16 protein-coding genes are annotated in these 25,610 nt (G+C 59.9%); 10 read left to right on the top strand and 6 right to left on the bottom strand.

Annotated elements, in window-relative coordinates; genetic code table 11:
- The first annotated feature begins 143 nt into the window (after positions 1–143).
- Positions 144–1,412, top strand: a complete 1,269-nt coding sequence (locus tag D1223_RS04000) for a NupC/NupG family nucleoside CNT transporter (protein ID WP_158588395.1) — start codon at positions 144–146, stop codon at positions 1,410–1,412.
- A gap of 7 nt (positions 1,413–1,419) precedes the next feature.
- On the opposite strand, the gene D1223_RS04005 is transcribed toward D1223_RS04000, so the two are convergent.
- Complete coding sequence (locus D1223_RS04005) at positions 1,420–3,177, bottom strand: M61 family metallopeptidase (protein ID WP_119375095.1); 1,758 nt, start codon at positions 3,175–3,177, stop codon at positions 1,420–1,422.
- A 291-nt stretch (positions 3,178–3,468) separates the two neighbouring features.
- Here D1223_RS04005 and D1223_RS04010 point away from each other — a divergent pair, with 291 nt between their 5' ends.
- From D1223_RS04010 to D1223_RS04040, 7 genes are all read left to right on the top strand, one after another.
- Positions 3,469–5,121, top strand: coding sequence for a M61 family metallopeptidase (locus tag D1223_RS04010; RefSeq protein ID WP_158588396.1), 1,653 nt, complete (start codon positions 3,469–3,471; stop codon positions 5,119–5,121).
- 180 nt (positions 5,122–5,301) lie between these two features.
- The gene (locus tag D1223_RS04015; protein ID WP_119375097.1) at positions 5,302–6,495 is read left to right on the top strand and encodes a pyridoxal phosphate-dependent aminotransferase; all 1,194 of its coding nucleotides are present in this window, start codon (positions 5,302–5,304) and stop codon (positions 6,493–6,495) included.
- Positions 6,495–7,826: an APC family permease gene (locus D1223_RS04020; RefSeq protein ID WP_119375098.1), complete on the top strand. Its 1,332-nt coding sequence runs from the start codon at positions 6,495–6,497 to the stop codon at positions 7,824–7,826. The genes D1223_RS04015 and D1223_RS04020 overlap by 1 nt, the downstream gene beginning before the upstream one ends.
- A gap of 191 nt (positions 7,827–8,017) precedes the next feature.
- The gene (locus D1223_RS04025; protein ID WP_119375099.1) at positions 8,018–11,017 is read left to right on the top strand and encodes a TonB-dependent receptor domain-containing protein; all 3,000 of its coding nucleotides are present in this window, start codon (positions 8,018–8,020) and stop codon (positions 11,015–11,017) included.
- Positions 11,018–11,115: 98 nt separating this feature from the next.
- Entirely contained in the window at positions 11,116–12,588 is a 1,473-nt protein-coding gene (locus D1223_RS04030; RefSeq protein WP_119375100.1) for a S10 family peptidase, read from the top strand.
- A 12-nt stretch (positions 12,589–12,600) separates the two neighbouring features.
- Entirely contained in the window at positions 12,601–13,554 is a 954-nt protein-coding gene (locus D1223_RS04035; protein WP_119375101.1) for an ornithine cyclodeaminase family protein, read from the top strand.
- Entirely contained in the window at positions 13,551–15,143 is a 1,593-nt protein-coding gene (locus D1223_RS04040) for a S10 family peptidase (RefSeq protein ID WP_119375102.1), read from the top strand. The genes D1223_RS04035 and D1223_RS04040 overlap by 4 nt, the downstream gene beginning before the upstream one ends.
- Here the strand turns inward: D1223_RS04040 and D1223_RS04045 are convergent.
- A complete protein-coding gene (locus tag D1223_RS04045) occupies positions 15,140–16,402 on the bottom strand; it encodes an aminotransferase class V-fold PLP-dependent enzyme (RefSeq protein WP_119375273.1) in 1,263 nt (420 codons plus the stop codon). The two genes, D1223_RS04040 and D1223_RS04045, sit on opposite strands and share 4 nt — an antisense overlap.
- A gap of 214 nt (positions 16,403–16,616) precedes the next feature.
- Here D1223_RS04045 and D1223_RS04050 point away from each other — a divergent pair, with 214 nt between their 5' ends.
- Positions 16,617–18,119 (top strand): S10 family serine carboxypeptidase-like protein, encoded by a 1,503-nt coding sequence (locus tag D1223_RS04050; protein WP_158588397.1) that lies wholly within the window; start codon positions 16,617–16,619, stop codon positions 18,117–18,119.
- Complete coding sequence (locus D1223_RS04055; RefSeq protein WP_233353029.1) at positions 18,116–20,689, top strand: Rid family hydrolase; 2,574 nt, start codon at positions 18,116–18,118, stop codon at positions 20,687–20,689. Before D1223_RS04050 ends, D1223_RS04055 begins: the two co-directional genes overlap by 4 nt.
- Here D1223_RS04055 and D1223_RS04060 read toward each other — a convergent pair.
- From D1223_RS04060 to D1223_RS04075, 4 genes are all read right to left on the bottom strand, one after another.
- Entirely contained in the window at positions 20,686–21,168 is a 483-nt protein-coding gene (locus D1223_RS04060) for an Lrp/AsnC family transcriptional regulator (RefSeq protein ID WP_119375104.1), read from the bottom strand. The two genes, D1223_RS04055 and D1223_RS04060, sit on opposite strands and share 4 nt — an antisense overlap.
- Before the next feature lie 119 nt (positions 21,169–21,287).
- Positions 21,288–22,766 (bottom strand): PepSY-associated TM helix domain-containing protein, encoded by a 1,479-nt coding sequence (locus tag D1223_RS04065; protein WP_119375105.1) that lies wholly within the window; start codon positions 22,764–22,766, stop codon positions 21,288–21,290.
- 12 nt (positions 22,767–22,778) lie between these two features.
- Positions 22,779–23,354, bottom strand: a complete 576-nt coding sequence (locus D1223_RS04070; RefSeq protein WP_119375106.1) for a hypothetical protein — start codon at positions 23,352–23,354, stop codon at positions 22,779–22,781.
- Between the two features lie 13 nt (positions 23,355–23,367).
- Entirely contained in the window at positions 23,368–25,533 is a 2,166-nt protein-coding gene (locus D1223_RS04075) for a TonB-dependent siderophore receptor (protein WP_119375107.1), read from the bottom strand.
- Positions 25,534–25,610: the final 77 nt, after the last annotated feature.

Here is a 25,610-nt window from a genome sequence, read left to right on the forward strand (position 1 = left end):
TTCGTATCCACGATAGCAGTGCATTGCCCAAGCTTTGGTCAAGGCACAGCGATAGACCGTCGCATATGTCGAGTCACACTCGACCGGCCAGGCGTTCACTGGGAGCAGTTAAGCGTCCGAATTTTTCGACTGATGAGGGGCCGGTGGCGTATTCGTTTGATAATCTCCGGAGCCTCTTCGGTTTCTGCCTGATCCTCGGTCTTGCCTGGCTCTTCTCGAGTGGGCGCAAGCAGGTGCCTTTTCGTACGGTCGGCATTGCGATTGCGCTTCAGGTTGTCTTCGCGGCGCTGATGTTCAATGTCCCGCCGTTGCGGGCAGCGTTGCAATCGATCGCTGCAGGACTTGGCGTGTTGCTGCAGGCCACGCGTGAGGGGACTCAGTTCGTCTTCGGCTATCTCGCCGGCGGTCCGGCGCCCTTCGACACCGTTGAGCCGGCAAACAATTTCGTCCTGGCTCTGCAGGTCCTGCCGCTGATGATCGTCGTCTCCGCGCTTTCAGCGGTGCTCTGGAAATGGGGCATCCTGGAGAGGCTGTGCCGGGGCATCGGCTATGTCCTGAATCGCACGCTCGGCCTGTCGGGCCCGATTGGACTGGGAACCGCGGCTAGCATCTTCCTCGGCATGGTCGAGGCACCAATGATTGTTCGACCTTACCTGATGCGCATGTCGAGGGCCGACATTTTCCTCATCATGACTGCCGCCATGGCAACAGTCGCGGGGACGGTCATGGCGCTTTACATCGCCCTTCTGCAGACAACGATCCCTGAGGCGCCGTCGCATGTCATCGTCGCCTCGTTTATGGCAGCTCCGGCGGCGATTGCGATTGCCCGCGTCATCCAGCCACCCGGGGCCTCCGGTGTCATCCAGGATGAAAAGCCGCCGCCCCGCCTTTATCACTCCACCATGGACGCCTTTGCGCGCGGCGTTCAGGACGGTGTGAACGTTTTCATCTATGTGATTGCCATGATCATCGTGTCGGTTGCGGTGATCGCTCTGGCCGATATCGCCCTGGCCGCTTGGCTGCCAGATGTGAATGGGGCACCGGTAACGGCCGGGCGTCTTCTTGGTTGGCTGCTCTCGCCCTTCATGTATCTCCTCGGCATCCCCTGGCAGGACAGCGTCGACGCGGGCCGGCTTGTCGGAATCAAGATCGTCCTGAACGAGTTGCTCGCCTTCATCAATCTCTCCGGTATCCCGCTCGAGGACATGGAGCCCCGTAGCCGGATGATGATGATTTACATGCTCTGCGGCTTTGCCAATTTCGGCGCGCTCGCCATCATGATCGGCGGGCTGTCAGCCATGTGCCCCGAGCGGCGGCAGGACTTTCTCGACCTCGGCATAAAGAGCATGTGGGCCGGTATTATGGCCAATCTTCTCAATGGCACGCTGATGGGAATCGTCCTGACGGCCTGAAGTCCGCTTAGAGAGAGCAGTCCTCGGCCGGAATTTCCGTCCGCGTCCATTGCTGGCCTTGCGCAGGCTTGGTCCACGGAACGTATTCGACAGAACGCTTTTCGTCGTCCCGTTCGATTTCAAGCATCACGGGGCTCCCGGGCGGAGCGTCTTCAGCCGCCTCCAGGGCGTCCGGGTTTGCGATGATGTCAAAACGCTGCAAACCGGCAGCGTCTGCCGGAGATCCTGGCGTCACTGGCCCGATCCGGGTGCGGCCGTTCTCATCCTCATAAGGGCGAAATCCGCGTGCGAAGTTGCTTAGCGTCTGCATCTCGCCTTCGAAGCAGGGGCCAAACAGGTCTGCCGGCAGTCCAAGCGGTGCGCCGGCCATCATCGCGTCGAAAGCCGCGCCTTCAGCTTCGCCCAGCGCGTCAGTCAGAACTTCGCGCCAGAAGGCGACCGGATCGTCGGCGCTGTCGCGCTCGTCAATGAAGCGGAAGATCAGGTCATCGACCCGCTGCCTTCCTTCCGTCGACTGGCGCATGCGATAGTCCAGCAGGGCGAAGTAGAGCGGCCCGCGATTATAGGGAACGAGCTGTGCGTTGGAGTCCGAAAAGAAGAGGCGCGTCACCTCCTCATTCGACAGGCCGCTCTGCGGATTGGTGTAATAATTCAGGGCATGCGCGTTGAAGGCTTCGATGTAGTCCTCGAGGCTGGTCAACCCTGCGCGATGAGGCAGAACGATGGTGTAGTAAGACGTTGCGCCCTCTGAGTACCATTGCTGGCCGCCCGCTCCGCCGCCATCGCCATAGCCGCCAACAAAGTGGTGAATGGCTTCGTGAGCGAGTAGCGAGCGGACTTCCGCCGGATCGCGGTCTTCGCCTTCGACGGTGCCGAAGATGAAGGAGTTGTACCCGCCGCCACCGCCGCCCTGGAACCGCTCTGTCGTACGCATGAAGACCCTGAAGGCATCGACATCCTGGCCGAAGAAGTCGACGAAATACGCATAGGCCTGCTGCGTCCAGGCCGCCGCGCCTTCCAGGTCAAACGCAGCCGGGGTCATCCAGTAGACGACGAATTCGCCTTCGCCGCTTTCTGGCTGGCTTTTCAGCGGGCCGGCCATGAAGAAGGTATTGTTGAGGTTCTGTTGGGTGACCTCTGCCTCGACATTGCCGAGCCCCAGGCTGGAGGCAGCGCGGGCTCCGGCCGGCATGTCATCGAGGTTCCAATCGACGCGAACCGTCCGCGGCCAGCCAGCGACCGGCAGAGCGAGCATCGTATTGCCCGAACCGTAGACGCCCCAGAGTTCGGTCCGCGTGTCGATCAATGGGCCGGGCCGGGTGCTTGGTGTGATCACTCGCGGTGCCAGCTTATAGCGGACCTCGACAGTGCCGGCGGTATCGCGCTCGAGAATCCATCGACGGTCCTGACGAAAGTCCGAAGGGTCTTCCGGATCTTCCTCAATCCGCATTGCAATCGTCCCCAGACTGTCGCTGGCGGTGAGGCTGTTTGGGTCCGACAGCGCGCTGGGGGCCATCACCCTTACGATGGCCATGGAAAGGAAGGTGTCGCCCTCCTTCAGGCCTGGCGCCGGGAGAGTCATGGCAACATCGATGGATGAGACCTTGTCACCCCCATCGAGGCGCGGTGCGATCGAAATCGTCATGGCGTCCTGGCCCGCTGGCTCGTTCACCGGCGCAGAAGAACCGGTGCACCCGGCTGCAGCCAGACCTGCCATCGCGATGCAGGCGAGAACGGCAGGGATACAGCGCATTGGAACAGACATCGGCAGGCCCTCATTGACGAATGTCCAGTCTAGGCGGTGAGCCCGCAATGTTTAGTCGAATGCCATCGTCTTTTGTTTTTGGCTGAATGGATTATGCGAGCAAAGACTTGATAGCGCATTGGAACGACGGAAGTTGGCGTAGGCCGCAAGAGGTATGCGCCCAGCCGCAAGGTTTCGATGAAATCATGCCGCGCTCGCTGGAAAGGTGGGCTGGTTCGAATAGCATTTGTTTGTCCGTCGTGTGAAAAAGCTTTCGATGAGCAGGCAGGACCATTCGGGACTGGAGTGACGATGCAAGCGGTAAATGAGGCGTTCAGCGAGCAGAAATGGAGCCGTCTTGTTGAGGTCGGCGTGCTGACAATCCCCGGTATCATCCTGGTATCCTGCCAGATGGCCGAGCCCAAGGTTGAGACACCGCCTCCGGCCACAGCCTCAACACCCGCGGTCGAGCTGGTCGCTGGAACTGATACGCCGCTTTATGCCCTGACGCTCAAACCGGAGCTGGACAAAAATGGGGTTGTCGAAGCGATTGAAGTCAGCTCCCAGCTGACAGGCGGATTGGCTGACGGTGAAGAGCGGCTGAAGCTGTTTGCCCCTGTCGTCTACGTCAACGTCATGGGCATTGCGGACCGGGTCACTGAGCTTGACGTCCGGGATGCGTCTGGGGCGATCGATTTCACGATTGAAGAAGATGATCCGGTGCCCGGCGGCTATCCCTATTTCAGGCACTGGACAGCAAAGAGGGACGTGACCTTTCCGGTCAGTATCAACTATCGCGCACTCGTGCAGCCGGAAGGTGGTCCAGGTGGCCCCGCCTTCGGCATCCGCCCCTCAGTAGGCGGCATCAGCGGTGCGGGTGCAGGCTTCATGCTGGTGCCGTCCAATGCCGCCTCGCAGGAATCCATCCTCGAATGGGATCTTTCAGGCTTCGACGCGCCATCGCTTGGCGTGACGACGTTTGGTGATGGGCGGGCCGTGGTTGAAGGTCCGCCGCCAGCTATCATGCAAGGCTGGTACATGGCCGGACCGGTCGAGCACTATCCGGATGATGTCATCGAAGGGGATTTCCACGCCTACTGGCTTGGCGATTTCCCCTTCGACGAGCGCGAGGGCATGAGCTTTACCGCGAAGATGTATGACTATTTCGAGGGCTATTTCGAACATCTCGACCCGGCACCGGAGTACCGGGTCTTCATGCGGCTTCTGCAGACCCCGCCTTATGGTGGTGGAACAGCCTTGGCGAACTCTTTCATGTTGTCGCGGGGGCCGGTCCAGCCAGAGGAAGAGAAGAACGAGGACTATGGCGACATCCGCATGGTTTTCGTCCATGAGCTGCTGCACCAATGGGTTGGTTCCGTGGAAGGCGGATCGATCGATGAGAACTGGTGGTCGGAAGGCCTGACAACCTATTACCAGTACACCTTGCCCTTCAAGGCGGGCGAGATTGCCTTCGAAGAGTACGTGGAGGGGATCAACCGCCTGAGCCGGAACTTTTACACCAATCCCGGACGTGACTGGTCGATTGCCGAAATCAAGAAAGTCGGCTTCGACGACAATGACATTCGTCACGTTCCCTATCAGCGTGGTGCACTCTATTTCGCCGATCTCGATGCCCGCATCCGGGCCGCAAGCGGTGGCGAGCGAGATCTTCACAGCTTCCTCAGCGACGTATTTGTCGCGCGTGAAACAGGCGACATTGCCCTGACGCCAGACAAGTGGCGTGAACTCGTCAGAGAGCAGACTGGCGAGGACGAGACAGCGTTCCACAAGGCCCTGCATGTCGATGGTATGGTGTTCTTTCCAGCTGCTGGCAGCTTCGGGCCGTGCGTCGTTGGCGAGCGGGTCACGCTTGAACAGGACGGTGAAAGCTTTGACGCGATGCAGTGGCTGCCAGCCAGCGATGCAGACCCCAAGACCTGCCGGTTTGTGACGAACGAGGACTAGTCCAACGCATCACACAACAGGAATGGGCTTTTCAAGCGGGGCCGCCTTTCAGAACAATTATGCGCTCGGACCGTTCTGTCCGTCGCGCTTTGCATAAAAATTCTTGGCGCGGGCCGTAAGGTCAGTTCGTGATCAGGTCTGCGGTTGTTTCGGGTCCTGGCCCGGCAGGCACTTTAAAGAATGGGGTCAGCGATCGTGGATGCTTCAAGTCTGGAAATGGAAGCGGCGGGCTGGATCAGTTATCCGCATTGGGTGCAGGATGCTCTGGCCCTGATGCGTAATGGCGCGCCCGGCAAGATCGGCCTGTTCGAAAGCTCGGTGCCTGAACCGTCCGCAATGCTGGCTGACACGGTATCGGCGGCTTTCCGCAATGGACCTCCAGCAACTTACCAGAGCGTCTTCATGCGAAACAATCCGGACCTCGCGCTCCGGCTTGGCGAGCGCTATGGCGCGGCTGCTGAACAGATCATCTGTACCACTGGGGCGACCTCGGCGGTCCAGCTCATCTATGCGGGGCTTCTCAACCGCGACGATCATATCCTGATCGAGCGCCCGGGCTTCGACATGTTTGCCAATTATGCGCTGGATGCCGAGATCGAGATCGGTTTCTTCGACCGTCCGGCTCCGGATTTTTCGCTGTCCGTCGATGCGGTGCTTTCGGCGCTGACCGCCAAGACCAGAATGGTCGTGGTCACGAACCTTCATAATCCCAGCGGGGCGCTTGTCTCTGACGAGACGCTGTCGGAGCTTGCCGATGCGCTTCGCGAACGTGGCGTCTACCTCCTCATCGACGAGGTTTACCGCGACTATTACGACGCCGAGCCTTGCCGGTTCGATGTCTCACGCCATTGGAATGCCATCCGCGTCAACAGCATGACCAAGATCTTCGGTCTGAGCAGTGTTCGATGCGGCTGGATGATAGCGTCGGGCCGGACGCTGGAGCAGCTGAAGGCGTATCGCGACCGGGTCGACTTTGCCGTGTCGAAGCTTTCACATTCCATAGCGGCCGAAGTGTTCGCCCGGGCGCATGATTTCGATCGGTGGCGGACGGGGCACATGGATGCAGCCATGCCCGTTGCGGAATCGGCATTCAGCGAGTTGAGCGCTGCTGAGCTCGTCGAGCTGTCCATGCCTTTGCAGGGGTGCGTTTGCTTTGCGCGCGTCGTCGGCGTCGAGGATACGGTGGCGCTTTCGCGCTGGCTGATTGCCAGTCATGGGGTCGTTGTCGTGCCGGGCGAATGCTTCGGTATGGCCGGTCATATTCGCATTGGTTATGCTCTGGACGAATCGCGCCTGAGCGCCGGACTCGACCGGCTCTCCAGCGGTCTGAAGGAGTACCGCAAGCAGAATGCGAAAAGCCAGCGGATTGCCTGATGGCCAAATCTGAAAACGTGTCGGTTGACCTGAAGCGGGGCGTTGGGCTCGCCGGGGTCGTCTCGCTCGGTCTTGGGACGGCAATCGGCGTTTCAGTCTTCTCCGTTCTCGCCCCCGCGACCGCACTCGCCGGTCCAGCCATGTTGATCTCCATGCTGATCGCCATGGTGCCGATGGTCGTCTTCGGGTTCGTATATGCTTTCATGGGCGCCGCGGTGCCGGTGACGGGCGCGTCCTTTGAATGGCCACGCCGGTTCGTCCATCCGTTCCTGGGATTCATTATAAGCTGGTTGAGGATAGCTGGCAGCACGTCGGCCGTAATTGTGCTGACCATGGTGCTCGTCTCCTATCTCAGCACAGCCATCGAGGTCCCGCTGAAGCCGACCATGTTCGTGCTTCTGGTCGTGGTTTTCGGCATCAATCTCGTTGGCGTTTCGGCCGCGGCCGTGAGCCAGACTATCATGCTGGTCATCCTTCTCCTGACCTGCCTGATTTTCACATTTGGCAGTGTCCCGTCGATCGACCTTGCGGGGTTTCAGCCCTTCGCCAGCATGGGAGTCATGGGAATACTCACCGCTGTCCCTCTGATGATTTCCCTTTTCCTCGGTATTGAAAGCGCGACCGAGGTTGGCGGGGAAGTGCGGAATCCGGGGCGCAACATACCGCTTGGCATAACCATTTCCGTCCTGCTGACGGCGGCGGTCTATTTCGGCGTGGCTTTCGCGGCGATTGGGGTGCTTGGAAGCGATGGGCTTGCCCAGTCTGATGCGCCGCTTCTGGATGCCGCTATCTCGTCTCTGGGGACGGCAGGCCAGGTGCTGATCCTGGTCAGTGCGACAGTGGCCATCGGAAGCTCGATCAACGCGACCTTCATCATCATGTCGCGCTTTCTGTATGCGATGGCAAAGGCCGATATGCTTCCATCGTCGCTGTCCAGGATTCACCAGGATTCAGGCGTGCCCCGGCGCGCCGTTCTTCTGGCATTCGCGCTGTGTTGTCTCGGCCTTTTCATGCCGAGCAATCTCATTTTCCTTTTCCTGGCCGTGAACATCCCGACGCTCCTCAAATACGGCGCGACCTGCCTGGCTTCACTGATGCTCTTGCGCCGCGAGCCTGTGCTGCATGCGCAAGCAAGTTTCCGCCCCGCAAAGCCAGTCCTTCAGGTGGCAGCCATGCTTGGTATCCTGCTGGGAGTTCTGATCATCGTAATTGGTTGGTCAGCCGATTGGCGACCCTACGCCTTGCTCGGAGGTTGGGGGCTTGCAGGCTCAATCTACTACGCGGTCAAAGCTCGCAAGAAGTCTGCTGGACGGGCCATCGCACGCGGTTGAGAACGCGTTCCACACCGGTGAAATAAATATTCCGCACACGTCGGCTGGAGAATAGTTGTTGCCGTCGCTGACGGGGAGGTCAGCCAAAAAGTATAAAAAAACCGTCATCCGGTTCCTAGCGTGGATCTGGTCAGAGAAGGTTCCGAGCCCGCGACCGGGTTCGCCAGCTGAAGTCTTGGAAGGGGAATACCATGAAGAGTGACGCGGTATTGAAAGGATTGCTCGGCGGGTGCGCGATTGCAGCTCTTCTGCCCAATCTCGTCGGTTTGGCTGCGCAAGCGCAGGAAGCAGACGACGCGCCGGTAACGGTCAGCGACGACGAAGAAGAAGATGTTGCCACCATGAACAGGGTCGTAGTGACGGGGTCCCGGATCATGCGGGACGTTGCATCGACGCCAGCGCCCGTCGCGACCTATGGTGCGCAGAACTTCGAGGATCGCGGCCTGATCAGCGCCGCGGATGCCCTTAACGACATCACCTCGATCCGGCCCGACTTCAACCAGGCCCCCGGCGATGGCACTGCCAGTGGCAGCGGTCAGCAGTTTCCGGAGCTGTTTGGCCTTGGTACCGGGCGTACGCTGACGCTGGTGAATGGCCGCCGCTTTGTGACGACGTCGAGCGGTCTCGGCGATGCGCAGGTCGATGCCAACATCATTCCGACCGGCCTGATCGACCGTATTGAAGTTGCACAGGCCGGCAGTGCCGCTGTGTACGGCTCCGACGCGATCGCGGGCGTTGTGAACTATATTCTCAAGGATGATTTCGAGGGCCTCGAGTTCGATGCCCAGGTCGGCAATACCGAGAACGGTGCCTATCCAACGGAGGCATTCCGCATCACGGCCGGCAAGAATTTCGCCGATGGCAAGGGCAATGTCGCGGCCAATCTGGAAATCTCCAGTACGCCGCTTGTGCGGTTCTCTGATTTCGACGTTTCAAACCGTTCCCGGATCACGCAAGGAAACCCGGCCGATACGGGACCGAACGACGGAATTCCGTCCGTTCGCGAAGTGATGCCGGCCTATTTCTGGAACTTCAACGGCAATGGCGTGATCTTCAGCATCCCGGCGCCGCCACCCAACTTCCTGGCGCGCCTGAACGGTGTGCCGCTGCAGTTTGCACCTGACGGGTCAATCGTGCCCTACGATCCGGGCAACATTATCGGCATTCCGTTTGCCGAGGGTGGACAGGGTACACGCTACAGTGACCTTGTCGGGCTTCGCACCGGGGTAGACCGCTATACGGGCAACATCATCGGCCGCTACGACATAAACGACAATCTGCGATTCAATGCCGAGTTCCTCTATGCCAAGACCGAGGGCGAAAGCGTGCCCCAAGGCGCCCCCCGCACAGTGCTGAACCAGACCGATCCGGCCCTTGGCGCGATCTTCTTCAATATCAGCAACCCGTTCCTGACGCAGGATGCCATCGACACGCTGACCTCGGTCAATCCGGGCTTTGCCTTCGGTGCGCCGTTCTGGCTGTCGCGTCATTTCTACGATGACCTCTTCCCGAGCAATATCCAGGAGAACGACACCGAGACCTGGCGTGCGCTGGCTGGCCTGGAAGGCGATTTCGATGCCGGCGGGCGCAACTTCTACTGGACCGTGTCGGGCAGCTATGCCGAAGTCGAGGGCAACCAGCGCTCCTGGGGTGCCGACCGGGTGAAGTTCAACCAGGCTCTCAACGCGGTTCGCAATGGAAGCGGCGAGATCGTCTGCGCGATCAATGCCGACGCTGATCCATCCAATGACAATCCCGATTGTGCGCCGCTCAATCCGTTTGGAGCCGGCAATATCAGCCAGGCTGCGACGGATTTCGTTTCTGTTCGCACTGGTAATACGTTCAAGAACGAGCAGATCGACCTTCTGGCGACCATCGGAACGGAACTTTTCGAGCTGCCAGCGGGGCCCGTCGATGCGGTTTTCACCTTTGAGCACCGGCGCGAAGAAGCGAGCTTCACACCGCTGCTGGCCAATCGGCTCGGTCTGACGGGCACGGGTACGATGGAGGTTGCGACATCGGGCGACTACAACACGAACGAATTGTCGGCCGAGTTCCTCGTTCCGATCGTGGGTGGGGACTTCACCCTGCCGCTGGTCCAGACCCTTGAGCTGAGCGGTACCTATCGTTTTGTCGACAATTCGATTGCGGGTGAGGAATCGGTCTGGAGCCTCGGCACGCGCTGGGAGCCGGTTGACGGGGTAACCCTGCGCGCAACACGCAGCCGCAACTTCCGGGCGCCGACGCTGACACAACTGTTCGCGCCGACGACGGTTACGGTAACCAATGCCGGTATCGACCCCTGCGATGCAGACCGCATCAATGCTGGCCCGAACCCTGACATCCGCCGGGCCAACTGTGAGGCCGAATGGGCTGCCAATCCGCAATATGGCGATCTCGCAACCTTCCAGGACCCGGCCGAAAATTTCTCGATTGCGGAGATCACCAGCGGTGGCAATCCCGATCTCAAGAATGAGATATCCGATACGACCACCTACGGTATCGTGGTTGATCACCTGCTGGTTCCGGGGCTGACTTTTTCAGCGGACCGGATCGAGATCGACCTGGAGGATGGTCTGTCGGCCTTCACCAATGGCGACTTCATGGCGACCTGCTATGACAGCTCGCCGCAGCCCGCGGACATCTGTTCGGTCTTCACCCGCCTCCAGGTGGCCGACGGTTCCAACCCGCCCGGTACCGTGATCAGCGGCCGCTCGACCACGTTCAATGCCGGTGAAATCATCTATCGCGGTGAGGTCTATTACCTGAACTATGCCTTCGACACGTCCGTTGGCGACTTCTCGCTGGGGCTGCAGGCCACGCATACTTCCGAGCTCAGCACATCGGTGACCGGCACAACCTTCAACCGCACCGACAATACGGTCGACCAGCCCGATTGGGCTGGTCAGTTCGATGCAGTCTACACCAATGGCCCGCTGCGCATGACCTACCAGCTCGACTATCTCAGCGAAGTGCTGGCCGAGGAGGGCGCTACGATCGAGAATACGCCGGTTCCGGTGATCGACAGCAACATCACGCATTCGATCTCCGCGCTCTATTCGTTCGACAGCGGCGTAACGCTTCGGGCAGGTGTGACCAACTTCACGGACGAAAAGCCCTCCTATCCGACGCTGGGATATGGCGATATTCTCGGGCGGCGCTATTTCGCCGGCCTCAATATACGCTTCTGATGCCAGAGACACGATCGGACAGAAACAAGCCTACGCCCTTTCGGGGGCCGCTCATCGCCGCGAGATGGACGACCAGAACGGTCGGCTGTCTCGTGGCGATGGTGTTTGCGGCTTCCTGTGTCAGCCACGCCGATAACAATCTCTCAGGCGAGCCCGCCGAGCAGGCGCCGGAATCATCTCTCGAGCGCACGGTTCGCGGTGAGGGTGTTTTCGACGGGGAGACGATTACCTATACGGCCGCGCTTGAAACGTTCGACATAGCAGGAACTGACGATCGGCCCGCGGCCCGGCTTTCGGCCTTTTCTTACGTCGCTGAAAAGGTCGATGAGAATACTCAGCGCCCAGTATTGTTTGTCTTCAACGGCGGGCCAATCTCCGCCTCCCTCTGGCTGCATATCGGCGCAGTTGGTCCGAAGCGCGTGTCGGCGCCCGACGACCTTTCGGCACCAGTCGATGCTTTCGAACTGGTCGATAATACGCATTCTCCGCTGGACGTTGCAGATCTTGTCTTCTTCGATCCTGCATCGACCGGTTTCAGCCATGTCGTAGACGGCGGCGACCCCTCTGCGTTCTTCTCCATAGAAGCGGATGCAGCCCAATTCGTCGATTTTATCGAAGCCTGGCTGGCGAGGCACAGGCGAGATGGAACGCCGGTCTATATCCTCGGCGAGAGCTACGGAACGATGCGCGCGGCGGAAGCGGCTGGCCAACTAGCGGAGGAGGGCGGTCCGCCGCCAGCAGCGGGAGTCTTCCTGATGGGGCAGGCGGTCAATATCATCGAATATGCCCAGCGCCGCCAGAACATCATCAGCTATGTCGTCTCTTTGCCGACACTTGCGGCGATGGGATGGGAGCAGGACCGGGTAGACCGGAAGGGTCGGAACTTCGAGACTTTCATCGCGGAGGCTACGAAATTCGGCGAGACGGATTATCTCACCGCGCTTTTCCAGGGCAATCGACTGGAGGATGACGAGTTACGCCGCATAGCCGATAAGTTGGAAGAGTATACTGGCATCCCCGCGGATTATTACGTTGAGAACCGGCTTCGGATCAGCAAGGAGCAATACCGCACTGAATTGCTCAGGGCGGAAGGGAAGGTGCTGGGGCGCAGTGATGGACGCTATGTCGGCGACGATCCGCGCGGTGACGCTTCGGGCATACTGACCGAGGCATACCTGAAAGGCTTCAAGGCTTACCTATCTTCCGTCTTCGACCTCGAGATTGGGGAAGAGTACAAGACGCTGGCCAATGTTGGTGGTCTCGCTGGCTGGGAGTGGGGCGGCTCTTCGCCGTTTTCCCATTTCGACTACAGCGTCCGGCTCAACCATGCCTTTGAAGCTAACCCCGGCTTCCGTCTACTGATCGGCAATGGGTATCATGACACCATGACGACGGTCGGGGCGGCCGAGTATCTTGCTGCGCAGGCAGACTGGCCGATGGAACAGGTTAGGCTTTCCTTCTACCAGGGTGGGCACATGGCCTATTCTATCGACGAAACGGCTGAGGCCTTCGGTAATGATATCCGTCACTGGGTCGAAGGCAGTGGCAGCTGGGCAAATGGCGGCAACTGACGGAGCCAGCCGATGTTGCTGATTGATGCCGCCTACGTGCATGACCTGCTAACCTACCGTGATTGCATTCCGGTCATGGCAGACGCCATGCAGATGCTGTCCTCGGGAACGACCGAGCAGATGCTGCGTAATATCCTGCCACTCGATCATGGACGCATGTTCGGCATCATGGCTGGAACCATGGGGCCCGGCGGGGCGTGGGGGGCAAAACTCGTCAGCGTCACCCCGGAACGCGCAGACCCTTCGATCCCGTCCCATCAGGGCGTCGTCATCCTGTTTGACCCGGCCAGCGGCGCCCCCGCTTGCCAGGTCGAAGCCGGTGCAGTGACGGCTATTCGGACAGCCAGCGCCAGTGCCATGGCGACAGATCGGCTTGCCCGGGCGGACGCCGGCGTTGCCGCGATTATCGGGACCGGTGAGCAGGCCTGGCATCACGCACTGGCGATGCGTGAGGTCCGGGAGATTTCGGAAATGCGTGTCTGGGGACGAAGCACGCAGAATGCTCGCGCCCTGGCGGATCGCCTGTCACAGGAAACAGATTGCCCGATCGTTGTGAGCGAGACCGTCCAGCAGGCCGTCGATGGGGCCGATATGATCTCCACCGTGACGGCTGCGCGCGAACCCGTTCTTCTTGCGGACTGGGTACAGCCGGGTGCGCATATCAATCTTGTTGGCTCCAGTTTTGATGGCCCTCGAGAAATCGACAATGCGCTGATTGCGAGGAGCCGTTTATTCGCCGATTCAAGCGCGTCGGTTCGTGCCCAAGGCGCCGAGTTCCGACATGCCTTGAAGAGTGGTGCGATCAGCGATGCTCACCTGCTCGGCGAAATTGGCGAAGTGCTGTCGGGAAAGATCGACGGACGGGTCGGCGCTGATGACATTACGATCTACAATTCGCTGGGCCATGTCATTCAGGACATCGCGGCAGCAGCACTCATATTCCAGAAGGCGAGGGCAGGGGCATGACATCTGTATTCAATCGTATCGGGGCCCTGTTGCTTGCTGTTGGATGGGTCGCCGTCGCGGGCTGTGCGAATGCCCAGCCATACGACCTCGCAACATCTTCCCCGCTAGAGCAGGCTGACGCGCCAGCGAAGAGTGAAGTGGGCGCAGGCAAGGGCAGCCCAGACGCTCCATACAGGAAAGTGACCCGGCATTCGCTCGATGTGAACGGACAGTCCATCACGTATGAGGCCATCGCCGGGGAGACGCTTCTCCGGGATATGACGGGCGCGGCGACCGCACGCATTTTTTCCTTTACCTACAAACGCACCGATGTGGACGAGACCGACCGCCCGGTCCTTTTTGTTTTCAATGGTGGGCCCGGTTCCGCCTCGCTGTGGATCCATATGGGGGCAATCGGCCCAAAGCAGGTTGTCCTCGACAACGAGGTAAACCCTTCCAACGTCCCGCCTTTCGGGCTGAAGGACAACACGGCCAGCGTCCTCGATGTTGCAGATCTTGTCTTTATCGATCCTGTTGGTACCGGCTTCAGCCGGCCGGCCGAGGGCGTAAACCCAAGGCGTTTCTGGGGCGTCGATGAGGACGCCGAATCCATCGCACAATTCATCGAGCTCTGGCTCAGTGAACACGGTCGCTGGAATTCGCCGAAATATGTGCTTGGTGAAAGCTACGGCTCGATCCGTGCAGCGGTGCTGCCGCGCTTCCTGATGGGCAGCCCGATTTATAATGGCGTCATGCGCGGGATTACATTGGACGGCGTCGTCCTGCTCGGCACCACGCTCGGCGCGCGGCCTGGGAGCGGTGGGCAGGATGGCACAGGCAGTGTGGCAGAACAGCAGGCGCGGGTCTTGCCGGGCATTGTCGCGACGGCTGCTTTCCACGGCCGCTCAGCGCTCGAGGGCGATGCCACGGATGTATTCAGCCAGGCCGCGGCCTATGCCGATGGTCCTTACAGGGCCGCCTTGCAAAAGCTCCAGGATGGCACGCTCGATGCGGCAGAGCGCCAATCCGTTTTGGCAGAGCTGACCAGGATGACAGGACTATCGGCGGACCAGATCGGCGATGACCTCTATGTCGACGAGCGTGAATTTGCAAAGCTGTTACTCGTCGGCGCAGGCCTCGAAATTGGTATGTATGACAGCCGATACACGCTGCCATCGGCTCAGTCGGGGAATGACCCTGTAGCCGATGATCCGGCAATGACCCGCTATGTCCCGGGCTTTGTGGCGGCGTTCAACCAGATGCTGCGTGACGATTTGGACGTGCGCCTCGCCCGGCCCTATCTGGCGATTTACTGGAAGGACCTCCTGCAGAGCTGGAACTGGCAACGCCGGGCTATCCCGCCAGACCAGAGCTACGCTGAAGACATCGCAATCGCCATGCGGCGGAATCCGGACCTGCGTGTCTTTGTAGCCTCAGGCTATTATGACCTGGTCACAACGCCCGCCGATGCCCGTGCGCAGCTTGAGGCCGCTAACCTCCCGGCGGAGCGCGTACGTTATGAGGATTACGCTTCAGGACACATGCTGTATCTCGGCGGCACGGCGGATGCCTTCGCTGACGACCTCCGGGAATTCCTGACCAGCCCCTAGGCGGTTCCGACGGCGGCGAGGAAAGCTTCGATGTCGTCCAGCGTGTTGAACACCGACACCGTTGGACGAAAGCGGTGGCGCGAAACAGTTGTCACGATTCCCCGCTCCTGCATCTTGGGCCGAAGCTTTGAATAGGCGTTTTCACAGACGGCCGTCACAATCGGTGTCCGTGTGCTATCCGGGGTCAGAAGCGCGAACCCTTGCGATTTCAGGCCCTCTTTCAGGCGTGATGTCAGCGATTGGGCGTGCGCCTGGATCTTGTCCACGCCGAGGTCGAGTATGTAGTCGAGCGAGGCGTTGAGCTGAGCGATGACGGTGTGCGAATGCGTGCCTAGCGCGAACCAGCCCGACGCGTCGTCTGCAAAGCCGTATTCGACAAGTGTCTCACCGGGCGCATCGAACGGATACATGTGTGTCGCGAACTGGCTGATGCCATAATAGCCGTAATTCGTGCGAACCAGCCGGCCCATGACGCCTTTCCGGACATAGAGGAAGCCCAGCCCGAAATCGCCCATCAGCCATTTGTAGCTGGCGCATGCTGCGAAATCGACGCCGCTGCCATGCAGGTCGACGGGGACGCAGCCGGCAGCGTGGATGATGTCCGCATAAACCAGCGCGCCGCGCGCATGGGCAAGGTCACAGACCGCTTTCAGGTCATGCTCGAAGCCATTGATGGTCGAGACGAGCGACAGCGAGACGAGCTTCGTGCCTGGCGTGATGGCGCGGTCCATGTCCTCCATGGAAATGTGGCCATCCTTCGCCTCGACCCACGCGACCTCGCAGCCCTGGCGTTCCAGCTCGCCATAAAGCGGGAAGGAGCCAAAGAAGTGCAGCGTGTCAGTGACAACTTTCGCGCCTTTTTCCGGCAGACCGAGCGAGCGCACGATCATCTGTTCACCAGCGGTCGTGCTCTGCACCCAGGTGATTTCCTCCGGATCTGCATTGACCAGCTTCGCGAACTTCTCGATCGCGGCATCCTCGCCAAGCTCGTAACCGTCATCGGGCTGATGCGTCTGGCGGTGGCGTAGATATGCGTCGATCGAAGCGCGGGCATGCTTGCTGAAAGGATGTTGCGAACCCGCATTGAGATAGACCGTATCGCCCAGTGAGAAGCTGGACGTATCAGGCAAGGAGGCAGGCGCAACGGGCGCAGGGGCCGTGGTGGAGGCCGCGTCCGTCTGGCTGGTTGCCGTGCAAGCGCCCGAACCGGCGACAGCGGCAGCGGTGAGGGTCAGGGCATCGCGGCGGGTCAGCTTCATGCGGGTCTCCTCCAGTAGGTCTTCATTCAAGCCTAGTCTCTGCCGGCGGCCAATCATCGGCGAAGTTTCGGCTTTCTTCGGGACTGACGAATTGTTTTTTCGCAGAAGCGCAGGCCATTGCATGATTTTGCCCGGCTATATGAAGCTCCATGATTAATCGGCATAGGAATCTGCTCACAATCAGCAGACACTCTGGGGCATGAAGATACGCTGGATGACCGCGCCCGTTCGATCGCTCGCCGCCCTCTCACTGGTTGTCGTTTCAGCCTGTGCGACGGCGCGCCCGGGCCAGGCTGAAACCAGCGAGCCACCGGCCATTACCCATGTGGAGAATGCCGGCAACTATGCGGTGCAGGACCGGTTCGGCGAGGATCCGGTGTCCTATGGCGTTCATTGGGATAGCCTAGCCCTAGAGGCAGATGAGGCTGGAAACGAGACGACGATTTCCGGAACGGCCTATATCCGGTCGTGCGACTGCGAACCAAACATGCGACCGGTCATGTTCTTGTTTAATGGTGGGCCAGGGGCGTCCTCCTCGCCGCTTCACTTTGCGCTTGGCCCGAGCCGGCGGAACCGCCAGGGAGAAGAGACGACATTTGCCGACAATCAGGACACGCTATTGCGGGTCGCTGACCTTGTGTTCGTTGATCCAGTGGAGACCGGCTTCAGTCGTTCAGCTTCGCCCGATGGCGAGAGCCGCTTCCTGGGCGTCGAAGGTGACGTCGAGGCCGTCGCTGCCTTCATCGATCACTGGCTTGAGGCTCATGACAGGTCGGGTGCGCCAGTCTTCATCACAGGGCAGAGCTATGGCGGCTACAGGCTCGCCAATATGGTGCCGCGGCTGGGTGAGCTGGATGTTCGAGGTCTGGTCATGGTGTCGCCCGCTCTGGATATGGGGGGAAGTAACGGAGATGCCGGTCATGTCTTCGCATTGCCGACCATGGCGGCGACGGCGTGGCGGTTCGGCAAGTCATCCATTGATGCCGAGTCCGAGCCAGAAGCATGGGAAAATGCCCGCGTCTTCGCTGAGAGCGACTATCTCGTCGCCCTGCAGCGCGGTGACTTTTTGGAAGAGGCCGACAAGCTGACAATCGCAGAGAAGGTGGCCGGCATGACAGGGCTGCCAACGGCGCTGGTGTTGGAGGCGGATCTGCGAGTTGGCACTCAGGACTTCCTGGAAAACGTGCTGGCCGACGAGAACCAGCTGGTCAGCCGGCTGAATACGGCCGTAACCCAGGAAAAGCGTCCACCCGCCAATCCTGACCGTCCGGACGGCGCAAATGATCCATCGCTTGGCCTTGGGCGGTCAAACAAGATCATTTCGGACGACATTGGTGCCTATCTGGAGCGGCTGACCGGTCTCACCCGGGACGATGGATACCGGTCCCTGAACCTCGATGCGAATTTTGCATGGGACTGGCGCCGGTCCGGCAAGCGGCCGGTCTTTAGCTTCGATGCGACACCCTCGCTGGCTCAGTTTCTTGAGCAGAATGAGGACGCCAGACTGCTGGTGTTCGGTGGGTATCGCGATCTCGCAGTCACCATCCTGGAGACCCAATACGCACTGTCGCATGCCGGCTTGCCCCAGGACCGAGTCAAGTTCGAGAAGATGGTGTCGGGCCACTCGCCCTTTGATGAGGAGGCGCTGCGAGCGCCGTTTGCGGAGGCGATCCATGATTTCATCGTCACCGCGCAGGACCAGGAAGAAGATCAATGATGCATCGACTGATTTCCGCGCTCGCATTCACGCTGTTTGCCAGCAGTTCGTTGGCAGGTGCGGCCAGCGCGCAGGACTATGCCTACACGCTCATTCAGAACGACGAGAATGTCGGCTATCTCCGCGTCGAGAAGGACGGAGCCTCCGAAACCGTGACCTACCATGTCGATAGCAATGGCCGCGGTCCCAAGCACACAGAATCGATCACGCTGAATGATGCGGAGCTGCCAGTGAGCTGGACAGTCGAAGGCACATCGCTGATGGGCGCCGGTGTCAACGAGAACTTCGCGCTCAAGGACGGCGTTGCCGTGTGGAGCAGCCAGGCCGATAGCGGCCGCGAAAGCGTGTCTGAACCGACCCTCTATGCCATCAATGATGGCAGCCCTTGGGCGGATTACGTCTATGCCCGGGCGTTGCTGCAGGACGAGGATGGCACAATGCCTGTCCTGCCTTCTGGATCGATATCCCTTGAAAAGATCGATGATGTCTCGATCGATCATGAAGGTGAGACCATCGGCCTGACGCTTTACCGCCTTTCGGGGATCGATCTCGGCGCTTCGCTGATCGCGCTGGATGAGGACGGCATTTTTTTCACCAACTTCTCGATGATCCGCGATGGCTATGCCGACCTCCTGCCGCGGTTGCAGGCGATATCGCGGAAAAAGCGTGACGAACGGCTGAGCGGACTTGCCAGAGATCTGCGCCATACATTCGATCAGCCGTTTGCCATTGCCAATGTCAGGGTTCTCGATCCGATCGATGGCGATCTTGGCGAGCCGGTCATGGTCACCGTCGACGGCAACCGGATCGCATCCATCGAGCCATGGTCTGCAGATGCGGTGGTTCAAACTGGCATGAGCGTGTTCGATGGTGAGGGCGGCACGCTGATGCCCGGCCTCTGGGACATGCACTCCCATGCCTCGTCCACTTCAGGCCTCTACTATCTCGCTGCCGGGGTGACCTCCACGCGCGATATGGGCAATGATAATGAGTTCCTGGCCGATCTGCTGGCCAAGCAGGAAACAGGCGCTTTGATCGGCCCGCGCATTACCCCAGCCGGGTTCATCGAGGGCCGCAGCCCATACTCGGCGCGCCATGGCATCATCGTCGCGAGCGAGGAAGAAGCGGTCGATGCGGTGAACTGGTATGCCGACCGGCACTATCCCTTCATCAAGATCTACAACTCGATGACGCCCGCCTGGGTGCCTGCTATGGCAACGGCTGCGAAGGCGCGGGGTATGCGCGTTATTGGGCACGTCCCAGCCTTCACCAACGCCGATTCCATGATCAAGGCTGGCTACTCGGAAATCACCCATATCAACCAGTTGATGCTCGGTTGGCTGCTGCAGCCTGGAGAAGATACGCGCACACCGCTGAGGCTGACAGGTATGGCACGCGGGGCTGGTCTCGATCTCCGTGCAGAGAAAGTTGAGGCGACGATCGCGCTCATGCAGGAAAACTCCGTCGGCGTTGACCCGACAGCGGTCATCCTCGAACGCCTGATGATGAGCCGCGCAGGGCAGGTTCAGGAGGGCGACGCCGCTTATCTCGACCATATGCCTGTGGGCTATCAACGCTACCGTAAGCGGACATTCGTGACGCTTGAGGATGATGCAGCCGATGCTGCTTATGTCGAGGGCTTCCAGAGGGTTCTGGACACATTGAAGCTGCTGCACGAGTCCGGCATCCGCATTCTGCCGGGCACCGATGATAAAACCGGTTTCACGGTTCATCGGGAGTTGGAGCTCTATGAGAAAGCCGGCATCCCGACAGGGGACGTGCTGCGGATTGGTCTCTGGGGGCCTGCGGAGTATCTCGGTTATGGTGAAGAGCTGGGGACAATCGAGCCCGGAAAACTGGCCGACTTCGTCCTCGTCCCCGGTAACCCCCTGCAGAACCTTTCGGCCATCCGCAGTCCGCGAATGGTCGTCAAGAATGGCGACGCCTACTTCCCGTCCGAAATCTATGAGGCGCTGAGCATCAAGCCGTTTTCAGAACGACCTCAGTTCATCACATCTGATCGCCCGAGCGCAGAGGAAGTCCAGTCCGTCAGGTATGAAGGCGAGCGCGATTACATCGAACACTTTCCCATGCAGGCCGACGGCCTTCCGGTCGATCCAGCCACCTTGCCATTTTCCGCCGCGGTCCGGGTTGGCGACATCATTTTCTTCTCAGGTCAGATCGGGCGCGGCGGTGAAACCTTTGAGGATGATGCGCGGCAGGTCATGGAGACAATCAAGGCACTCGCCGAACGCACCGGCACGGATATGTCCAGTATCTTCAAATGCACGGTGATGATTGACGACATGTCCAAGTGGCCGGCCTTCAACGAGGTCTACAAGACCTATTTCGAACCGGGGAAGATGCCTGCGCGCAGCGCTTTTGGCGCGGATGGACTGGCGCTCGGCGCGCCAATTGAGGTCGAGTGCATGGCTTATGCGCCCCAGGTTGCGTCTTCTGCGCTGACAGCGCCGAAAAGTGGCGGTGGCTGGCTGGTCTGGCTGCTGGGTGGGCTTGTCTTACTGCTGACGGGTGCGCTCGGTTTCGTGATTGGCCGCCAGCGCGCCTAAAGCGCCATGCTGCCGCGCACGGGGATTGCCGTCGTGGATTTGATCTCGCCGAGTGTCGCCGTCGAATTCACGTTCTCCACGCCTGGCAGGTTAAGCAGGAAGTCCATCAGGAATTCCTGGTACCACTTCATCGACTTGGCCTGGATTTTCATCAGCAGATCCATCTCACCGAAGATCGAGTAGCATTCGAGAATTTCGGGCGTGTTCTGGATTTTGCGGCTGAAGGTCTCGCGGTCCTTTTCGGATAGTTTAGCGACCTTCACATAGGCGAAGATATGCAGGCCATAGCCGAGTTTCTCGCGGTCAAGAATGGCAACCTGCGCTTTGATATAGCCCTCATCCTTCAACCGTTGCAGGCGGCGCCAGCAGGGCGATTGTGACAGGCCGACAATTTCGGCCAGCTCCACGGTTGATATGGAACAGTCTTTCTGGAGCTGTTCCAGAATCTTGATGTCGAAAATCGAAAGCTCTTCACTCATGCGAATAGCTTATCCAGTATTTTGGAAATTCCAAGCACGTTTTCGCGCAATATAGATTGTGGTTGGGTTCTTTTATTTTGTTTGAGGTAGGGCGAGCGTTAGCCCATTTGGTTGCGTTCTTATTCGGCAGCACTGGGTTCGAGGCGGGTTTTGCCGGAACCTGGTGTGAGGGATCTGGCGAAGAGTCCGATGGCGAAAAGGACGAAAATTGTCGAGGTTATCCAAGTATAGGGGTTGCCGTAATTTTCAGCATGAATGGCAGCATGGAGGGCGACATTCGCGAGAAGCGCGATCCAAAGAAGCATACGCAGGATTTGGCCGACACGAATGTGATCGGCAAGCAGCCCGCCGCCTACTGCAATGACAAGGCCTCCGCCCCAGAACAGCAACGGCAGCCAGGTGCCGCTGATCCCCATCAGACTGGCAAGCAGCGTCAGGGTGAAGAGGGCAGGCGTGCCCCAGACGAGCGCCGACCAGGCGGAGAACAACCGCGGCATGGCGGCGCCGCGTTCGGCCCGCTTCAGGAAGTAGATGTTCATTCCTGCTGCAATGATAATGCAGAGCGCAGTGCCGAATAGGGCGTAGGCCAGCTTCACTGCGAGGCCTCCAAAATCACCGAAGTGTAGGCGATAGACGGAAGAGGCGATTTGCTGGCCAGCCTCACCGTCGGACGCGCCCTCATGTCCCATGAAGTTGCCACTGGCGTCGAAATTGTAGGTTTCGCCGTAGATCAGCCGGTCATGGTGCTCGCCGTAGATGGAGACGTGCTGGCCCGCCGTGCCGGGGTCGTGCAGGACAACCAGGAACGGGTCGGCATCAGGCGCAACTTCGGGCATGGCGGCCAGCGCGGCGCCGATATCGGCCAGGCCGGCCGGGGATGCATCGGGGGGCGGTTCTTCGCCAAAGACGGCTTCTACGAGTGGCCGGGTGTTGCCGTCGAAACTCGTCTGCGCAAGCACCAGGACGATGACACTGAACAGGCCAATCATCGCACCTGTCGCGGCCACGACGATGGTAAAAGGGGATGTCCAGACGCTGAGCCGGTTATGCAGGTCTGCCTGGACAATTCTGGCCTGTCCCTTGCGGCGCAGCCGAAACGCATCTCTGAAGATGCGGGGATGAGCGAGGAAGCCGGAAATGGCCATCGCGACCAGCATTACGCCAAGAATGGCTACGACGATCATGCCGAAGCTTGGGGGCAAGTTCAGGTAATAGTGAAGGTGGATCAGGAAGTCGTTCCACGGTGTCTCGTAGTTGCCGGTCAGGGCGCCTTCGGTATTCGCTGTTTCGAGGCCGTCATCCCCGCCCGCCACGAAGCGGGGCCAGTTGTCGCGCGGCAGATAGAGATAAATGTGTGACGTGTCCGGCTGTGTGGCGATGACCCGTTCGGCGCTGGCTTGTGCTGCTTCGGGTGTTACTGCCAGCACGGGCGCGGTCGGGCGCTCCCACCAGCCAATCTCATCCTCGAACACTGCAACCGTTCCGCTCAGGCAGACGATGAACATCACGGCGCTGACCAAAAGTCCCATCACCGAGTGAGCAGAGAGAGAGCGATCCACAAGCCGTTTGTTGGCTTTTGGCCAGATGGAAGAAGCCATAGCGTTTATTCCTCAGATGAAGGCGAATGTCGCAGTCGCGATGAGGGCGAGGCCGGCATAGGCTGATCGGCGTCCGGTGGGTGGCTCGATGAGCAGCGCAACCGACAAGACAGCCCAGAGCAGGACCGCAGCCAAGATCGCTATCACGCCTGCGGTTGCCGGGCTGCCATTTTCTGGACGGATGATGCGGAACAGGACAGCCGATCCAAAAAGAGCGATCGCACCAGCGACCGGTCCTGTAAGGATAAACGTCCATATCCCTGACAGGCTGGCACGGACGGGGCGCCGAATGGGCGCGGCTTCCCCGGCTGGGCGGCGCCGTCGAAAGCCCATTGGTGGCGCGATTCCGCCTAGTAGGGGTGCGGTGAGGAATATGGTCACCCCGGCCATCGCGATGACGATGACCTGAGCGGCACCGCGGTCGCCATTGGCAAGACAGGCCATTACCAAACCGCCGGAAAGCAGCGCCCATCCAGCACCTATCACCCAAGGGCGACCGGGCCGTTTCCAGGCAAAAAAGAGCAGGGCGAGACCGGCGAGACTCGCCATTCCCGCGCCCGTCATCATGGACCAGTCCGCTGTCGTCATGTCGCCCCCCGGATTAGAACTTGTAACGGAGGTTGGCGACCACGGTCCGGCGCAAGCCGGGGAAGCAGTCTCCTCGCGTCAGGCAGCCAGTGAGGTATTCCTCATCGGTGACGTTGCGCGCGTTGACAGCGAGATCCCACTGATCCCATTCATAGCCGACCATCAGGTCACCAAGCGTGTAGTCCGGCGTGACATATCGGACGGTGCCGTTTTCCGAGACGGTTTCGCCGACGTAGCGGATGCCCGCGCCAGCCTTGAAGCCTTCCAGCGGACCATCTGGTCGCCAGGTCGTCCAAAAGGAGGCCTGGGTTTCCGGAATAGCGGCCAGCTTGAAGCCGCTCGGATCTTCGGCATCAATCGTTGAAGCTGCGGCCTGGACGAATATCTCGTCAAACTGCAGTCGGCCTTCGACCTCAAAACCTTTAAGGGTGGAGATGCCTTGTTGCTGCGAGGCGTTGCCGGGCAGGCCGTTCGGGTTGGGAAGGTTCGAAATCTCGATGTCGTAATACGCCGCCGTGATCAGGCCGGGGATACCGCGCGGTTCGTATTTGAAGCCGACTTCATACTGTCGGGCTTCCTGTGGATCGAACTGGTTGCCCTGATTATCCGCGCCGACCACAGTCTCGAAGGATTCCGAGTAGCTCACATAGGGGGCGACGCCGTTGTCGAAGCGATAGAGCGCCCCGACACTGGTGGAAACGGCATCATCGTCCTGGGTGGATGCGCCATTGTCATTCTCCACCCGGTCCGCGCGCACGCCAGCCGTGAAACGCCATTTGCCGACAGAGATCTGATCGGAGACATAGATGCCCGTGTCCTGCACCTTTTCCGCCGGCGTATCGTTCAGGAGGGCGTCGAACACGCTCTGGTCAGGATAGTTGCCATAGACCGGATTTTTCAGGTCCAGCACATAGCGGAAATCGCCAGCCAGCGCACCGCCGCCATAGATGCGGGCCGTGTCGCTGTCGGTCTCCACATCCTGGTGCTGAATTCCGGCAAGGATATCGTGCTCAAGAACCCCTGTGGTGAAGCTGCCGCGCAGGCGGATGTCGCCGGCGAGCTGGTCGAAGGTGTTGTCGCCTTGATAGAAGGTACGCGGTACGGTCGTGTCAGTGAAGGTCAGGCCCTGCGCGTCGGCTGCGGCCTGCAGCGCCGGATTGGCCGAAAGAATGTCATTGAGGTACCGGCTCTGTCCGGCGCCGGTAAAGGTTGGCCAGGCCTGGTGATAGTCAGCCTCACCAGAGCGCCACAGCGCGGTGCCTTCGATCGTGAGATTGTCATTGATCCGGTGCTCGCCGAGCAGTGTCAGCTGCTGGGACTCGGTGTCATAGCGGTTAAAGCCAGGCTCGCCGGCGTACACTTCGTAGTCCAGATTGGATCCGTCATTGAGCGGGAAGAGCGTTCCTTCGACCGGTATGAACTGGGCCGCCGCATCGCTTTCTGTGTCCTGCACCAGACCGATCAGCGTGAACCTGGTGTCAGGTGTCGGCAGCCATGAGAGCGACGGCATGAGCACGGTTGTTGTCTCATCGACTGGATCAACCTGCGTACCTGTATCGCGATACAGGCCGACCATCCGGAAGAGCAGCTTTCCGTCCGTCCCGGCGACGGGACCAGTCACGTCGCCGGCGGCCTGGTAACGGTCAAAATTGCCGATCTCGGCCTGCAGCTCGCCGCCAAAGGTTTCGCGCGGTGTTTTCGAGACATAGTTCACGATACCGCCAGGCGAGCCTTGCCCATAAAGCACAGAGGCGGGTCCCTTCAGCACTTCGACCTGTTCGATCGTGTAGGTGTCGGCACGTGTTGAATTGTAGCTGCCGAACAGTTCCTGGATGGAATCGCGGTAGCGAGGCAGTTCAAGTCCGCGGGATTGCGGAAAGTCGCCGCGCGTCGAGAAGCCGTACGGCTCGGCTGTCACGCCCGACACGTAGGTCAGCACCTGCGAAAGGCTCAGCGCGCCCTTGTCGATAAACATCTCCGCGGTCTCGACCGATAGGGAGCGCGCTGTCTCGACAATGGGCGTGTCGCTCTTTGTCGCGCCGAAGGACGTGATGCCGGTGACGACAACCGTCTCCTGCCGGCTTTCCGTCTCAGGCGAGGCGCCAGAGTCCTGCGCTGCTGCGATTGTCGTTGCGCTTGCGGAAATCATGAGTGTTGCGATCAGCCGGCTGACGGTCATGGAGGCCCCGTATTCCTAAATGTACATGAGAATGAATTGCAGGTGAGCCGCGCCTAAGGATTTTGAACTTGCGAGTC

The sequence above is a fragment of the Henriciella mobilis genome, assembly GCF_003576285.1.
In the GTDB taxonomy this organism is placed as follows: domain Bacteria; phylum Pseudomonadota; class Alphaproteobacteria; order Caulobacterales; family Hyphomonadaceae; genus Henriciella; species Henriciella mobilis.

Bases quoted from the DNA above. Each gene is read 5' to 3' on its own strand.
- D1223_RS04070 (WP_119375106.1), bottom strand. From the start codon at position 23,354: ATGACGACAGCGGACTGGTCCATGATGACGGGCGCGGGAATGGCGAGT.
- D1223_RS04055 (WP_233353029.1), top strand. From the start codon at position 18,116: ATGATGCATCGACTGATTTCCGCGCTCGCATTCACGCTGTTTGCCAGC.
- D1223_RS04045 (WP_119375273.1), bottom strand. From the start codon at position 16,402: ATGAAGCTGACCCGCCGCGATGCCCTGACCCTCACCGCTGCCGCTGTC.
- D1223_RS04005 (WP_119375095.1), bottom strand. From the start codon at position 3,177: ATGTCTGTTCCAATGCGCTGTATCCCTGCCGTTCTCGCCTGCATCGCG.
- D1223_RS04040 (WP_119375102.1), top strand. From the start codon at position 13,551: ATGACATCTGTATTCAATCGTATCGGGGCCCTGTTGCTTGCTGTTGGA.
- D1223_RS04065 (WP_119375105.1), bottom strand. From the start codon at position 22,766: ATGGCTTCTTCCATCTGGCCAAAAGCCAACAAACGGCTTGTGGATCGC.
- D1223_RS04030 (WP_119375100.1), top strand. From the start codon at position 11,116: ATGGTGTTTGCGGCTTCCTGTGTCAGCCACGCCGATAACAATCTCTCA.
- D1223_RS04020 (WP_119375098.1), top strand. From the start codon at position 6,495: ATGGCCAAATCTGAAAACGTGTCGGTTGACCTGAAGCGGGGCGTTGGG.
- D1223_RS04035 (WP_119375101.1), top strand. From the start codon at position 12,601: ATGTTGCTGATTGATGCCGCCTACGTGCATGACCTGCTAACCTACCGT.
- D1223_RS04015 (WP_119375097.1), top strand. From the start codon at position 5,302: ATGGGGTCAGCGATCGTGGATGCTTCAAGTCTGGAAATGGAAGCGGCG.
- D1223_RS04075 (WP_119375107.1), bottom strand. From the start codon at position 25,533: ATGACCGTCAGCCGGCTGATCGCAACACTCATGATTTCCGCAAGCGCA.
- D1223_RS04050 (WP_158588397.1), top strand. From the start codon at position 16,617: ATGACCGCGCCCGTTCGATCGCTCGCCGCCCTCTCACTGGTTGTCGTT.
- D1223_RS04025 (WP_119375099.1), top strand. From the start codon at position 8,018: ATGAAGAGTGACGCGGTATTGAAAGGATTGCTCGGCGGGTGCGCGATT.
- D1223_RS04060 (WP_119375104.1), bottom strand. From the start codon at position 21,168: ATGAGTGAAGAGCTTTCGATTTTCGACATCAAGATTCTGGAACAGCTC.
- D1223_RS04010 (WP_158588396.1), top strand. From the start codon at position 3,469: ATGCAAGCGGTAAATGAGGCGTTCAGCGAGCAGAAATGGAGCCGTCTT.